The following is a 14,651-nucleotide window of genomic DNA, read 5'->3' as shown; positions in this document are numbered from 1 at the left end:
TCATGTATCTCTCGCACTGAGGCTCGCTCATCACCTTCGTCATCGTCCACCCGACGATCGAGAAGAAGGGAAAGGCCATGGATGGAAGCACCCTGATCCTGGCCGACCGCCTCAGCCGCGAGCGGGCGGCGGCCCTGGACCTCGAGCAGCGGATCCGACTCAGCGTCGTCGACCGCGGCATCGTGATCACACCGGCGCGTCCTGTCGTGGACGCGCTCGTCGGACTCGGCATGTGGTTGCGCAGCGCGCTGAACCCGCCGCGCCCGCGCTACGTCTGAGTCCCGCTCCCGAAGCCCGCCGTCTCAGGGGACGGCGGGCTTCGGCATGCGCGGCTAGGCTCTCGCCATGCTTGAACCGCGCACTGTCGAGATCGCCGTCCAGGACCCCACAGGCGCGCGCGGCGCGATCGCCGCCGGCGCGTCACGGCTCGAACTCTGCCAGGCGCTCGACGTGGGTGGGCTCACCCCCTCTCTCGCGCTGCTGGAGGCCGTGCTCGACGCGGTCGATCCGCGTCTGGTCAACGTGCTCGTGCGCCCGCGCGGTGGTGGCTTCGTCTACAGCGCGGAGGAGGTGGAGCTCGTGGCCGCCGACATCCGTGCGTGCGTCGCGCGGGGTGCCGGAGGCGTGGTGGTGGGCGCGCTCGACCCGGCGGGCGGGCTCGACGTACAGGCGGTGCGTCGTTGGCAGGATGCCGCGGGCACGGCCACGCTCGTCTTCCACCGCGCGATCGACGCGGCGCCCGACCCGGTGGCCGTCTTCGACGCACTCCTGGCGGAGAAGGTCGACCGAGTGCTGACCTCGGGTGGGGCGTCCCGCTCGATCGACGGCACCCTGCGGCTCGCCGAGCTGGTGGGACGCGGTGCGGGGGAGATGGAGATCATGGCGGGCGGCGGGGTGCGCCCGGCAGACATCCCCGCGCTCTTCGCCGCAGGAGTCGACGCGGTGCACCTTTCGGCGCGTGGACGTGCGGGTCACGACGCGCCTTCCGGTCCCGGAGGTGGGTCAGAGGGGCACGACGTCACCGATCTCGACGTCGTCGTCGAGGCGGTCGCAGCGGCCGCAGGGTGAGACCACCGCGGCCGGTGCACAAGCGTCGAGGACTGTACACCGGGCGCTGGCCGCGTCGTCGCTGACGGTTCACCCCTGCGGGTCAGGGTCGCCGTGTGCTCGACCGTGCGACGAGATTGCTCGCGGCATCCGCTCTGTTGGTCGTCTTCGGTGCGGTACTGCCTCTCGAGCCGGTGCTCGGGGCGGGCACAGCGCCGCAGGCTGCGGTGCCGACGGCGCAGGCGGGGAGCGTGGTGATCACCGAGATCACCGCCGGGGGCCCCGGCGGTGCGGTCGACGGGTTCTTCGAGCTGGCGAACGTCTCGGATCACGCGCTCGACCTGACCGGATGGAATGTCTTCCGCTGCGACGAGGAGGGGCTGCGGGCCAGGAGGTCGGATTCGGAGGTGGATCTCCGCGGGGTGGTCCTCGCGCCCGGTCAGCGGTTCACCGTGCTCGGTCCCGGCGCATCGTGGCCGGCGGACGGGGATGCCGCGCTGGTGCGCGAGCTGCCCGAGCGAGGCTACGGTCTCGTGGTACTCGCTCCCGACGGGGCCGTAGCGGACGCCATCGCGGTCTATCCGGCCGACCCTGCGGCGATGACGTCCGAGTGCGGGGGAGCGGCCGAGCTCCCGGTGACGACCGCCTTCGCACTCGGCGAGAGCTGGCAGCGCGTGCAGACCGCCTCGACGACGGACGGCGCCTGGTTGCGGGCGCCCGCGACTCCGGGTGCGCCGAACGCGTTCCCGAGGGCGCCGAACCATACTGTGCGGATCGACGAGCTGGCAGCGGCGGGCCCCGGTGGGCACGGCGATGACTTCGTCGAACTGCGCAACGCCGGCGAGAGCGCGGTGGACCTCGCCGGTTGGCGGCTCTACCGCTGCGTGGCGACGGGCGCTGTCATCTCGGAATCCCTGCAGCACACCTTCGCGACAGGAGACAGGCTCGCCGCCGGTCAGCGCATGGTCGTGGGAGGCCCGTCGTTCACGGGCGTGGCGGACGTGCAGATCGCGGTCTCGATGGCAGATCTCGTCTCGGGTGCGCTCCTCGTCGCCGCCGACGGGCGGCGTGTCGACGGCGTCGGCGTGTCGTCGCGCGAAGACACCGCCTGCCAGTCGGGGCGCACGAAGCAGGCCGGCGTCTTGGATTACCGGACGGGCGAGAGCTGGCAGCGCACACCCGACGGCGTGTTCATCGTCTCCACACGAACGCCTGGCGCCCCGAATCGGGAGCGGGACACGCGTCTTTCGGCACGGGAGTTCTCCAGCGATCGCGGCTCGGTCGCCGTGAGCGAGATCGCCACCGACCCGCAGATCGGGGAGATGCCGCGGCAGAACTATGTGGAGCTGGCCAATTTCGGGTCGGCGAGCGTCGACCTGTCGGGGTGGTCGGTGATCGCGTGCGGGGCCGACGGCTTCCGTCGTGTGGATGATCTCGCGGTGGTCGCGGACGGAACCGTGCTCGCGCCGGGCGCTGCGTGGACCGCAGCTCTGGAGGGGACTCCCGCGGCACGCGGCGCCGACGCACGCTTCCGTGAGCCGCTCGAGCTCGCCGGTGCAGGGGTGTGGGTTCAGGATGCCGAGGGCCGGCGTGTCGACAGCGTCGGGGTGTTCCACCGCAACGAGATGGACGGAAGCATCGAGCGGGCGAGCATCTGCACCAACGGCCTGTCGCTGCCGACGTTCGCGGTGGACCGGCTGCGTGTCGAGACACTCCAACGGGTGTCGTTCACCGGCGACGACGCGACCGATTTCGTGCCCGAAGCCGCTACGCCGGGGTCTGTCGCCGCGATCGCGCCGGTGTCGGCGTCCGCGCTGATCGCGTCCGCCCGCGCGAGCGCTCAGGCTGCCGTGCTCGATGAGGGGATCGTGGCACGAACCGTCGCGATCGACGCCGGACGAACGCTCGAGACTTCACGGAGCGCGCCGATCGAGGTGACCGAGGTCCACGCGGGCACTGCAGGGGCACCGCTCACCGATCGCCGGGGGATGGGCGAGCGCATGGTCGGTGCGGGCGCGGCGAGATCGCGCGACGAGGGCTATGGATTCCCGTACGTGCGGCTGCGCGTACGGATTCCCGACGGCGGCGAAACGCTCACGTGGAGCGGAAGGACGGTCGGGCGCGCCGAGGTGCGCCTGTCGGTCTGGTCGCCGGCGACGCCGTCGCCCGGCTGGCGAACGCTCGACTCGGCGGCGGGAACCGTGTCCGCCGCGAGCGCCGAGGCCGAAGCACCCATCCATCTCGAAGGCCGGGTGCGTCGCGATGAGGCTCCGGACGGCCTGGCCGAGGTCCTCGTGCAGGTCGTGCCGCGCGCCGATTCGCCGTTCGACGATGCGCCGGGGCTCGCGAAACCCTCGGACTACGACACGGCCATCGGACACATCACCGACACCCAGTACTACTCGGAGGCGTACCCCGCGGTCTACGCGAGCGAGGTGGCGTGGCTCGCGGCGAACGCCGATGCCCGCAAGATCGGCTTCGTCACCCATACCGGCGACCTCATCCAGAACTGGGTCGATCCCGATCAGCGGGAGGACCGGGCCCGGCGCGAGTTCGTGGTCGCCTCCGGGATGCAGGCGGTGCTCGACGCGGCGGGGGTCCCCAACAGCGTTCTGCCCGGCAATCACGACAACAAGCGCGGCGTGAGCAACGACCTCTTCAACGACTACTTCGGGCCGGAGCGCTATCTTTCCGAGCCGTGGTATGGCGCACCGATCGCCGAGGGCGACAACAGCGCGAGCTGGTCGTCGTTCGAGGCTGCCGGCGCGCGCTTCGTGATGATCTCGCTCCCGTACGCGTACGGCGAGCGCGAGGTCGCCTGGGCCGAGGGTGTGGTCGAGGCGCATCCTGACGCGAACGTCATCGTTTCGACGCACGAGCATCTGACGCCGGCGTCACCCGAGGCGGATGCCGAACGATCGACGACATCGCGCTGGGTCTCTCACGGCGATCTGCTCTGGAAGCGCGTGATCGCGCCCCACCGAAACGTCGTGATCGTGCTGTCGGGGCACTTCCACGGGCTCGGCGCCGTCGTCACCGAGGATGCCGGCGGCATCGCCGGACACACCGTGATCGAGGCGCTCGCGGACTACCAGGAGTTCCGCACGCCCACCGGTGAGCGCGCGACGGGCTTCCAGCGCCTGCTGCAGCTGGATCTGGCGGCGGGCACGCTCGCCGTGGACACATTCTCGGTCGCGCTCGACGCGACGGCCAGCCACCCGTACGACTACGCCCAGTTCGTTCCCGACGATGGGCGCGATACGACGGCGTCGAATGAGCGGCCGTGGCGCATCATCGACCACGGACTTCAGCACAGGTACACGGCCGACGACGACGAGTTCTCGGTTCCCCTCGGCCTCCAGTACGCGAAGGCGGTCGAGACCGACGCGATTCTCGTGCGCTGATGCGGGGCGTCGCGGCGGCGCCGACTACGCTGGGAACGTGGCATCCGGACGCGACGAAGACGGTCTCAGCTGGGACGGTGACGACGACCCGACCCTCGAAGTCGGCCCGGCTCCCGAGCAGACGCGTGGCGCGATGCCCGGGCTGCCGAAAGGGTACTCGGCCGTCGGCAGAGGGAGCGAAGGCTTCCCCTCGGATGACGCGGAACGCGCCCCCGCCGACGAACCCGCCTCGACGCCGGACGCGACGGCACACCACGAGATCGACAGACCGGCGATGGGCAACGGCGAACTCATCACTCTCGGAGTGCTGGGCGGCGTCTACGCCCTGTTCGCGATCGGCTGGCTGATCGGCGGCCTGCGCCTGCAGGGCTGGCGCCCGTTCCTGGTCACCGACGCGATGTACCAGGGGAGTCTTTGGCTCGCGGCGCTCGCGCCGGTCCTCTGGTTCGTGACGGTCTTCCTCCTCACCCGCACCGCGCGCGTGTGGGTGCGATTCGCGTGGCTGGCCGCAGGAGTCGTGCTCCTCGTGCCCTGGCCGTTCGTGCTGATCGGAGCGGTGGGACAATGACCGAGTCGAAGACGAACGCCGCGGCATCCGCTCCGTCGCGCAGGTCACCGCTCTGGCTCGTGGTGACGATCGCCGGCCTGACCGGCCTGTTCTATGCGTACGCCGTGTGGAACGCGATCGGCAATCTGGTCGAGACGCTGGACTTCTACGGCGATGCCGGAATGTCGCTGAATGCGCTCGGGTGGTTCGTGTGGATCTTCGCCGCCCTCTTCCCGCTGCTGGTCTGGGGGGCGGCGTTCGCGCTGGCTCACCGTCGCGCCGCGCATGAGCTGTTCCTCGTGATGGTGACCGGGCTCGCACTCGTCGCGGTCTTCTGGCTGAACGTGGTCGCGTATACGACTCTGAACACGACGTCGCTCGTCGGCTGACTCGTCGAGCGTGCCCCGGGTCCCTTCCGTTGTCGCCCGGGCGAGCGTCATACGGTCCGGTGCGATGCTCGACCCGCGATAAGCTGACACAGGTCTCGCCCCCGCCGGCGTGCGGCGCGGCATCCGATCTGCCCCTTCTTCGCACACTGCCCGCGCCGTCGCGCGCCGCCCCTTAAGGAAACATCCGTGACGAAGCCTGTCGTCCTGATCGCCGAAGAGCTGTCTCCCGCAACGATCGATGCCCTCGGCCCCGATTTCGACGTCCGAAAGGTCGACGGCACCGACCGTCCGGCGCTGCTCAGCGCCCTCGCGGACGCGAATGCCGTGCTGGTGCGCTCGGCCACGAAGATCGACGCGGAGGCCATCGCCGCTGCGCCGCTCCTCAAGGTCGTCGCGCGTGCCGGCGTCGGACTCGACAACGTCGACATCAAGACCGCCACCACTGCCGGCGTCATGGTCGTCAATGCGCCGACCTCGAACATCATCTCGGCCGCCGAGCTGACCGTGGGCCATATCCTCAGCCTCGCGCGCCGCATTCCGGCCGCGCACGCGTCACTCGCCGACGGGCTGTGGAAGCGCAGCGCCTACACCGGCACCGAGCTCTTCGAGAAGACCGTGGGCATCATCGGCCTCGGCCGCATCGGCGCGCTGATCGCGGCTCGCCTGCAGGCGTTCGACATGCGTGTCGTGGCCTTCGACCCGTACGTGACCAGCGCTCGCGCGCAGCAGCTCGGCGTGCAGCTGCTGAGCCTCGACGAGCTGCTCGCAGAGAGCGACTTCGTCACGATCCACATGCCGAAGACCCCCGAGACGACGGGCATGATCGGCATCCCGGAATTCCAGCGGATGAAGCGGTCGGCATTCGTCGTGAACGTCGCGCGCGGCGGTCTCATCGACGAGGAGGCACTGTTCAAGGCGCTGACGACCGGCGAGATCGCCGGTGCCGGACTCGACGTCTTCACGACCGAGCCGCCCGTCGAGAACGGGTCGGCGCGCATGCTTCTCGACCTCCCCAACGTCGTCGTCACCCCTCACCTCGGTGCGTCCACCGACGAGGCGCAGGAGAAGGCGGGCGTTTCGGTCGCGAAGTCCGTCCGTCTCGCCCTCGGCGGTGAGCTGGTGCCCGATGCAGTGAACGTCGCCGGCGGCGTCATCGACCCGTACGTCCGTCCCGGCATCCCGCTCGTCGAGAAGCTCGGTCAGATCTTCGCCGCCCTCGCTCACTCGCCGCTCACGAGCCTCGACGTCGAGGTGCACGGCGAGCTCAACGCGTACGACGTGAGCGTTCTCAAGCTGGCGGCGCTGAAGGGCGTGTTCACCAACATCGTCAGCGAGACGGTGTCGTACGTGAACGCGCCGCTGCTCGCCGAGCAGCGCGGCGTCGAGGTGCGACTGCTCGTCGACGAGGACAGCCCCGAGTATCGCAACATCATCACGCTGCGCGGTGCACTGTCGGACGGTTCGCAGCTGTCGGTGTCGGGAACCCTCACCGGCACCAAGCAGATCGAGAAGCTGGTCGGCATCAACGACTACGCGATCGAGCTGCCCATCGAGCAGCACCACGTCGTGATGGTCTACACCGATCGCCCGGGCATCGTCGCTGTCTACGGCCAGAAGTTCGGCGATGCGGGCATCAACATCGCCGGCATGCAGATCGCGCGCCGCGCCGCTGGCGGCCAGGCCCTTTCGGTGCTGACGGTCGACTCGCCCGTGCCCGACGAACTGCTCGACGAGGTGAGTGCGGCTATCGAGGCCGACCTGTTCCGGCAGATCGAGATCACCGAGTCCTGAGTCGCGGCGCCGGCAGGCGCCGCGCCCTGCGCACGACCGCGGCGGGTTCCTGCGAGCGCTCCGTCGCGCGACGGAGCGCTCGCAGGAACCCGCCGCGGTCAGCGTGCGAGACGCGTCACATCAGGCGCGTGCCGCTCGTTCGACGAGCGCGATGAGCGCATCGAGTTCGGCGCCCTGGGGGACCGGCCCCGGGATCGAGCCGCCCTCGAGCGCGTTGTTGAAGTAGAGCCCGTCACTGACGAGCATGACGAGGTCGAGCGCCGTGGCGTCTTTTGCATGTGCACGCAGCGCGTCGGCCCAGCGCTCGCGGATCTCTCGCAGCACCTCGCGTGCCGGCTGGTTGCCGCCTTGTGCGAGGCGAGACGACGCGAGGATCGCCCGATCGAGCGGGTCGTTCTCCATCACGGACGTGCGCAGGAAGTAGGCGATCGGCCCTTCTGCGGCAGCGGCCATCTGGGTGACGTCCGCGTCGACGAGAGCGCGCAGTCGCTCGACGATGGCGCCCTCGAGTGCCTCCTTGGAGGCGAAGTGGTACAGGAGACCTCCCTTGGAGACCCCGGCGGCTCGCGCGGTCGCATCCATCGTCGCGGCCCGTTCGCCGGCATCGATGAGGATCGCCTCGAACGCGTCGAGCACCTTCTCTCGGGCGAGGGGCGGTCGGCTCACGGTCTCGATCGTATCGACAAGGGCTTCGGCATCCTGATACTATACCGGCTGGACGGTATAGAAACATGATGACTCTCACTCAGGAAATCTCCCTCGCCGACGCTCAGGGCCGTCGGGTCGGCTGGCGCGGCTGGATCGCACTCGTCGTGCTGATGCTGCCCGTGCTGCTCGTCTCGGTCGACAACACGGTGCTGAGCTTCGCGCTGCCGTCGATCGCGCTCGATCTCGAGCCGACGAGCACCCAACAGCTGTGGATCATCGATGCTTATCCGCTCGTGCTCGCGGGACTGCTGGTGACCATGGGCACGCTCGGCGACCGCTTCGGGCGGAGGCGGATGCTGCTCATCGGCGCGACCGGCTTCGCCGCGGTGTCCGCACTCGCCGCCTTCGCGCCGACCGCGGCGCTTCTGATCGCCGCGCGCGCCGGGATGGGCGTGTTCGGTGCGATGCTGATGCCGTCCACGCTGTCGCTGCTGCGGAGCATCTTCACCGACCGCGACCAGCGCCGACTCGCGATCGCGGTGTGGGCGTCGATGTTCTCGGCGGGTTCCGCCCTCGGACCCATCGTCGGCGGTGTCCTGCTCGAGCACTTCGCCTGGGGTTCGGTGTTCCTGATGGCCGTCCCGGTCCTCGTGCCGCTGCTCGTGCTCGCGCCGATCCTGGTCCCCGAGAGTCGCGATCCGAATCCGGGGCGCATCGACCCGATCAGCATCGTCCTGTCGATGGCCACGATGATCCCGGTGGTCTATGGGATCAAGGAACTCGCCGTCCATGGTCCGGTCATGACGGCGTGGCTTCCCGCGCTCCTCGGCATCGGCTTCGGCATCCTGTTCGTGCGTCGTCAGCTGCATGCCGCGCAGCCGATGCTCGACATGCGCCTCTTCCGTCAGGGCACGTTCAGCGGCGCGCTGCTGGTGAATCTGCTCAGCGTGATCGCGCTCGTCGGATTCCTGTTCTTCGTCGCACAGCACCTGCAGCTGATCGTCGGCCTCTCGCCGATGCAGGCCGGCCTCGCCCTCGTGCCCGGCCTCGGGCTGATGATCGTGGCGGGGCTCGTGGTCGTGCCGATCGCCAAGAAGTGGCCTGCACGCGTCGTGGTCCCGATCGCGCTGGCATTCTCCTTCGCGGGTTACCTGATGGTCGCCTTCGCCACCGGTCCCGACAGCATCGGTGCACTCGTGGCGGCGTTCGCCGCGCTCGGCATCGGCATCGGTGCGGCCGAGACCGTGTCGAACGAACTCGTGCTCGCTAGCGCTCCGCCGCAGAAGGCGGGAGCGGCCAGCGCTGTCTCCGAAACCGCGTACGAACTGGGCGCAGTGCTCGGCACCACCGTGCTGGGCGGCATCCTGACGGCGCTCTACCGCACGAATCTCGTCGTTCCCGCCGGAGTTCCGGATGCCGCGGCCGACGCAGCGGAGGAGACTCTCGCCGGCGCGGTCCACGCTGCCGACTCGATCGGCGGGGTCACCGGTGCCGCCCTGCAGGAAGCCGCCGCGCACGCGTTCGATGCCGGAGTCACCGTCACCGCGCTCATCGGCGCGGGGCTGGTCGTGATCGCGGCGGTCGTCGCGGCCACTACCCTGGGAGGGTCCCGCAAGAAGTCGTAGGAGCACCATGTCGCGTGTGCAGCAATCCAGTCTCGTGAAGCTGGCCGTCATCCCGGGTGACGGCATCGGCCCCGAGGTCATCACCGAGGCGGAGAAGGTGCTCGACGCCGCGACCGCCTCCAGCGGCGTGCGTTTCGAGAAGACGCGCTTCTCCCTGGGAGCGGCTCGATTCCTCGAGACCGGCGACACGCTGACGGATGCCGATCTCGAGGCGATCGCGGGGCACGACGCGATCCTGCTCGGCGCGGTCGGGGGAGTGCCGGGCGATCCTCGCCTGAAGGACGCCAACATCGAGCGCGGTCTGCTGCTGAAGCTGCGCTTCGAGCTCGACCACTACGTCAATCTGCGCCCGTCGAAGCTCTATCCGGGCGTGCCCGGGCCGCTGGCGGCTCCCGGCGACATCGATTTCGTCGTCGTGCGCGAGGGCACCGAGGGCCCCTATGTCGGCAACGGCGGATCGATCCGCCGCGGCACGCCGCACGAGGTGGCGAACGAGACATCCGTCAACACCGCCTTCGGCGTCGAGCGTGTCGTTCGCTACGCGTTCGACCTCGCCGAGCGGCGCGGCAAGAAGGTGACGCTCGTGCACAAGACCAACGTGCTCGTGCACGCGGGCGGCATCTACAAGCGCATCGTCGACGAGGTGGCGACGGAGCACCCCGAGGTCGCCGTAGACTACCTGCACGTCGACGCGGCAACGATCTTCCTGGTCACGAACCCGGGCCGTTTCGACGTGATCGTCACCGACAACCTCTTCGGCGACATCCTCACGGACCTGGCCGGCGCCGTCACCGGTGGCATCGGTCTCGCTGCTTCGGGCAACATCAACCCCGACGGCGCGTTCCCTTCGATGTTCGAGCCCGTCCACGGTTCGGCGCCCGACATCGCAGGCCAGCAGAAGGCCGACCCCACGGCCGCGATCCTCTCCGTCTCGCTGCTGCTCGACCATCTCGGGCTGCGGGACGAAGCACAGCGCGTCACCACCGCTGTCGAGGATGACCTCGCGATCCGGGGCCAGGCCGCCCGCAGCACGGCGCAGATCGGTGACGCCATCGTCGATCGCCTCCAGGCGTAATCTGGAAACGGCAAGCGCCTCTCCCTCCAGCGGATCGCTCCGCACGAAAGCACAGGCTCCGTCATGACGCTCATCGACTCCGACCCCGACACCGGACTCGCCCCGCTCGAGTTCACCGTGTCCCGCAACCTCAACGCGAAGTCCGCCGCGCAACGCGACGAGATTCTCGTCAATCCCGGCTTCGGCACCAGCTTCACCGACCACATGGTCGACATCTGCTGGTCGGTCGGCGGCGGCTGGCACCGTCCGAGGGTGCAGCCGTACGGTCCGCTGTCGCTCGATCCGGCGGCGGCTGTGCTGCACTACGGCCAGGAGATCTTCGAGGGCATCAAGGCGTACCGCCACGCCGATGGCTCGATCCACACGTTCCGGCCCGACCAGAACGGACGCCGCCTGCAGCGCTCCGCTCGCCGGCTCGCGCTTCCCGAGCTGCCGGTGTCGTACTTCGTCCAGTCGCTGCGCGAACTCGTCGCGATCGACGGCGCCTGGGTGCCGTCGGGCGAGGATCAGAGTCTGTACCTGCGGCCGTTCATGTTCGCCAAAGAGGCGTTCCTGGGGGTGCGTCCCGCGCACAAGGTCGGCTACTACGTGATCGCGTCTCCCGCGGGCGCCTACTTCAAGGGCGGCGTTCAGCCGGTGTCGATCTGGCTCAGCGAGGACTACGCGCGCGCCGGCAAGGGCGGCACGGGCGCGGCCAAGACGGGCGGTAACTATGCCGCAAGCCTCCTGCCGCAGTCCGAGGCGTACGAGAACGAGTGCGACCAGGTCGTGTTCCTCGACCAGGACGGCAACGTCGAGGAGCTCGGCGGAATGAACGTCGTCTTCGTCTACAAGGACGGCACGATCGTCACGCCGGCCTCGCCGTCGATCCTCGAGGGGATCACCCGCGACTCGATCCTGCAGCTCGCGGCCGACCGCGGGCACAAGGTCGAAGGGCGTGCGGTCTCGCTCGGCGAATGGCGTGATGGCGTCGCGTCCGGCGACATCGTCGAGGTGTTCGCGTGCGGTACCGCCGCCGTGGTCACCCCGATCGGCGTGCTCAAGGGCAAGGACTTCATCGACGAGCAGCCGACGGGCGAGCTGGCGCTCTCGCTGCGCGAGGAGCTCACCGACATCCAGTACGGGCGTCGTGAGGACAAGCACGGCTGGCTCGTGCGCCTCGACGGCTGATCCCATCGGCTCTGCGCACCGCGGCCCCTCGGACCTCGTCCGGAGGGCCGCGGGCGTCGGGGCGTGTGGCTAGGCTGAACGCGTGAGGATCGCGCGCTTCAGCCACAATGACGCCATCAGATTCGGGATCGTCGACGAGGGCGAGCTGGTCGTCCTCTCGGGCGACCCGATGTTCTCGGGCTACGACACGACCGGCGAGCGTGTGCCGCTGGCCGACGTCGCTCTGCTGGCTCCCGTCATTCCGCGCTCCAAAGTAGTGTGCGTCGGGCGCAACTACCGCGATCATGCCGCGGAGCTCGGCAACGACGTACCCGTCGAGCCGTTGCTGTTCCTCAAGCCGAACACCTCTGTGATCGGTCCGGGTGACGCCATCGTGCTGCCGCCGCAGTCCGATCGAGTCGACTTCGAGGGCGAACTCGCCGCGGTCATCGGCCGCATCGCGAAGAACGTCCCGTCCGAGCGGGCGCTGGACTATGTGTTCGGCTACACCATCGCCAACGACGTCACCGCGCGCGATCTGCAGAAGAGCGACGGGCAGTGGGCGCGGGCGAAGGGGTTCGACACCTTCTGCCCGCTGGGGCCCGCTATCGAGACCGACTTCGATCCGGCGGGCGACGCAGTCGTGACGACGCGCGTCAACGGCGAGGTTCGCCAGCAGGGTCCGATCAGCGACATGATCTTCTCGCTCGCCGACGTCATCGCGTACGCCTCGGCCGCGTTCACTCTGCTGCCGGGTGACGTCATCCTCACGGGCACTCCCGCCGGTGTAGGGCCCTTCATCGCAGGCGACACCGTCGAAGTCGAGATCTCAGGTCTCGGCATCCTGCGAAATCCCGCCCGTGACGCCTGAGTCTGAACTCGCCACCACACCCGCAGAGGTCGCCCGCGTTCAGCGGCGAACGGTCTGGGTACTGTCTCTCGGGCAGGTGCTGGGCGGTCTCGCCTTCGGGGCGACGCTGTCGCTCGGGGCAGTGCTGGCAGCCCGGATCTCGGGCGACGATTCGTTCTCTGGGCTCGCCGCGGCTGCGGTGACTCTGGGCACCGCACTGACCGCGGTGCCGCTGGCAGCCGTCGCCCGTCGCCACGGCCGTCGCCGCTCACTCACCGCCGGTATGGCGACCGCGCTCGTGGGCGTCGTACTCGTGATCGTCGCGGTGTCCGGCGCCTCGTTCCCGCTGCTGCTCGCCGGATTCCTGATCATCGGCGCGGGTCAAGCGGCGAACCTCCAGTCGCGCTTCGCCGCGGCGGACCTTGCGACCGATGCGTCACGCGGCCGTGATTTGTCGATCGTTGTGTGGGCGACCACTATCGGCGCGGTCCTCGGGCCCAACCTCACCGGGCCCGGCCAGATCGTCGGCGATGCGCTGGGCATGCCGCCGCTGACCGGGCCATACCTGTTCACGGTGATCGCTCAACTGCTCGCGATCGTCCTCTACCTCGTCGCGATGCGTCCAGATCCACTGCTGCTGGCGCAGCGCATCGTCGCGACGGCGGCCTCCAGCGCGCGGGCCATCGTGCGGGCGGATCGACCCGGCGTCGCGCGCTACGCGATCTTCGCGGTGGCGGCCGCCCACGGCACGATGGTGTCGATCATGGCGATGACGCCGGTGCACCTCGCCCATCTGACCCACGGAGCGTCGGAGGCGGCCACGCTGTCGATCATCGGCCTCACGATCAGCCTCCACATCGCCGGTATGTACGCCCTCTCGCCCGTGTTCGGCATCCTCGCCGACAAGCTCGGCAGGGTGCCGACGATCCTGATCGGTCAGGGACTGCTGGCGGCGGCCCTGCTCACGGCGTCGTTCGGCGCGGAGTCGACCGCCGCCGTCACGGTCGCGCTCGTCCTGCTCGGTCTCGGGTGGAGCGCGTCGACGGTGGCGGGATCCACCCTGCTGACCGAGGCGTCCTCGGAGGAGCGCCGCACGCGACGTCAGGGGATCAGCGATTTCACCATGAGCATCGTGGGCGCCGGCGGAGCGATCGCGGCCGGCGCGGTGCTGGGATGGATCGGGTACGGCGGGCTCGCGCTCGTCGTGATGGCCTTGGTCGCCGCGGCCGTGCTGCTGGCCCCGCTGGGACTGCGGTCCGCCGCGCCGCGCGGGGGAGCGGATGGCTGATTGGGCATCGACCGGCGACGCATACGCGACGTCATTCGCCGCGCTGTGCGCAGGAGCGGTCGACGCGGTCCTCGATGAGGCCGGCGAACGCACGGCGGGCCGGCGTCTGCTGGACGTCGGCACCGGACCGGGCACGGTCGCCGCGGCCGCCCACGCGCGCGGTTGGACGGTAGCAGGCGTCGACGCCGAGGAGTCGATGATCGCGACGGCTCGGCGCCTGAATCCGGGCATTCCGTTCCGCATCGGCACGCTCCCGGGCCTTGACGAGCCCGATGACTCGGCCGATGCCGTCACGGCCAACTTCGTGCTCAACCATGTGCCCGACGCGCGCGCAGCGGTGGCCGGTCTCGCACAGGTCGCCACGCTCGGCGGTGTGGTCGTGGTGACGATCTGGCACGGTACCACCAGCCCTCTCCGCCCGCTCTGGGACCGTGTGCTCGATGCGGCCGGCCTGGACCGGCCGGCAGGCAGCCGACTTCCCGCGGAACCCGATTTCGAGCGCGACACCACGGGCGTTGCCGGCGTGCTCGCCGACGGCGGGCTCGACGATGTGCGCGCCCGCCTGGTCTCGTGGGACTTCGCCTTCGCGCCGGAGCAGCTGTGGTCCGGCGTCGAGGGTGGGGTTGCGACCATGGGTGGGATCCATCGCGCGCAGGATGTCGCGACTCGGGCTCGCATGCGCGAGGCGTACCTGCGGATCACGGCGGAGATCGCCGACCCGGTCGATGGCCTCGTCCACGTGCCGCATTCCGCGGTTCTGGCGTCGGGGATGGTTCCGGCGGCCGGGGGAGTTCTGGGATAGGGCGGCAGGCCGGGAGGGCGCAGCAGTGCGCAACTA

Annotated in this window: 13 protein-coding genes; 12 read left to right on the top strand and 1 reads right to left on the bottom strand. The window is 69.7% G+C overall.

Annotated elements, in window-relative coordinates; all coding sequences use genetic code 11:
* Positions 1 to 77: 77 nt before the first annotated feature.
* The 6 genes from KEC57_RS09620 to serA all read left to right on the top strand — a co-directional run bounded on the left by KEC57_RS09620 (position 78) and on the right by serA (position 7,178).
* Positions 78 to 278: a hypothetical protein gene (locus KEC57_RS09620; RefSeq protein WP_229384364.1), complete on the top strand. Its 201-nt coding sequence runs from the start codon at positions 78 to 80 to the stop codon at positions 276 to 278.
* Between the two features lie 67 nt (positions 279 to 345).
* Positions 346 to 1,068, top strand: coding sequence for a copper homeostasis protein CutC (locus KEC57_RS09615; RefSeq protein WP_229384363.1), 723 nt, complete (start codon positions 346 to 348; stop codon positions 1,066 to 1,068).
* Between the two features lie 95 nt (positions 1,069 to 1,163).
* Positions 1,164 to 4,451, top strand: coding sequence for a lamin tail domain-containing metallophosphoesterase family protein (locus KEC57_RS09610; protein WP_229384362.1), 3,288 nt, complete (start codon positions 1,164 to 1,166; stop codon positions 4,449 to 4,451).
* Between the two features lie 37 nt (positions 4,452 to 4,488).
* On the top strand, positions 4,489 to 5,019 hold the full coding sequence (locus tag KEC57_RS09605; protein WP_229384361.1) for a DNA polymerase III subunit gamma/tau: 531 nt from the start codon (positions 4,489 to 4,491) through the stop codon (positions 5,017 to 5,019).
* Positions 5,016 to 5,387, top strand: a complete 372-nt coding sequence (locus KEC57_RS09600) for a bacitracin resistance protein (protein WP_229384360.1) — start codon at positions 5,016 to 5,018, stop codon at positions 5,385 to 5,387. Before KEC57_RS09605 ends, KEC57_RS09600 begins: the two co-directional genes overlap by 4 nt.
* A 186-nt stretch (positions 5,388 to 5,573) precedes the next feature.
* Positions 5,574 to 7,178: a phosphoglycerate dehydrogenase gene (gene serA / locus KEC57_RS09595; protein WP_229384359.1), complete on the top strand. Its 1,605-nt coding sequence runs from the start codon at positions 5,574 to 5,576 to the stop codon at positions 7,176 to 7,178.
* Between the two features lie 120 nt (positions 7,179 to 7,298).
* Here the strand turns inward: serA and KEC57_RS09590 are convergent, their stop codons facing one another.
* Positions 7,299 to 7,844 (bottom strand): TetR/AcrR family transcriptional regulator, encoded by a 546-nt coding sequence (locus KEC57_RS09590; RefSeq protein WP_229384358.1) that lies wholly within the window; start codon positions 7,842 to 7,844, stop codon positions 7,299 to 7,301.
* Positions 7,845 to 7,912: 68 nt separating this feature from the next.
* Here KEC57_RS09590 and KEC57_RS09585 point away from each other — a divergent pair, with 68 nt between their 5' ends.
* From KEC57_RS09585 to KEC57_RS09560, 6 genes are all read left to right on the top strand, one after another.
* Positions 7,913 to 9,451, top strand: coding sequence for an MFS transporter (locus KEC57_RS09585; RefSeq protein ID WP_372457004.1), 1,539 nt, complete (start codon positions 7,913 to 7,915; stop codon positions 9,449 to 9,451).
* Between the two features lie 7 nt (positions 9,452 to 9,458).
* Positions 9,459 to 10,526 carry a 3-isopropylmalate dehydrogenase gene (locus KEC57_RS09580; RefSeq protein ID WP_229384356.1) on the top strand — a complete coding sequence of 356 codons (1,068 nt, stop codon included), beginning with the start codon at positions 9,459 to 9,461 and terminating at the stop codon, positions 10,524 to 10,526.
* A 63-nt stretch (positions 10,527 to 10,589) separates the two neighbouring features.
* A complete protein-coding gene (locus KEC57_RS09575) occupies positions 10,590 to 11,696 on the top strand; it encodes a branched-chain amino acid aminotransferase (RefSeq protein ID WP_229384355.1) in 1,107 nt (368 codons plus the stop codon).
* A gap of 82 nt (positions 11,697 to 11,778) precedes the next feature.
* On the top strand, positions 11,779 to 12,546 hold the full coding sequence (locus KEC57_RS09570) for a fumarylacetoacetate hydrolase family protein (protein ID WP_229384354.1): 768 nt from the start codon (positions 11,779 to 11,781) through the stop codon (positions 12,544 to 12,546).
* Positions 12,536 to 13,813 carry an MFS transporter gene (locus KEC57_RS09565; protein ID WP_229384353.1) on the top strand — a complete coding sequence of 426 codons (1,278 nt, stop codon included), beginning with the start codon at positions 12,536 to 12,538 and terminating at the stop codon, positions 13,811 to 13,813. Before KEC57_RS09570 ends, KEC57_RS09565 begins: the two co-directional genes overlap by 11 nt.
* Entirely contained in the window at positions 13,806 to 14,615 is an 810-nt protein-coding gene (locus KEC57_RS09560) for a class I SAM-dependent methyltransferase (RefSeq protein WP_229384352.1), read from the top strand. Before KEC57_RS09565 ends, KEC57_RS09560 begins: the two co-directional genes overlap by 8 nt.
* Positions 14,616 to 14,651: the final 36 nt, after the last annotated feature.

It is taken from the genome of Microbacterium allomyrinae (assembly GCF_020682705.1).
GTDB classification, from domain to species: domain Bacteria; phylum Actinomycetota; class Actinomycetes; order Actinomycetales; family Microbacteriaceae; genus Microbacterium; species Microbacterium allomyrinae.
This window is presented reverse-complemented; position numbering and strand designations above follow the sequence as displayed.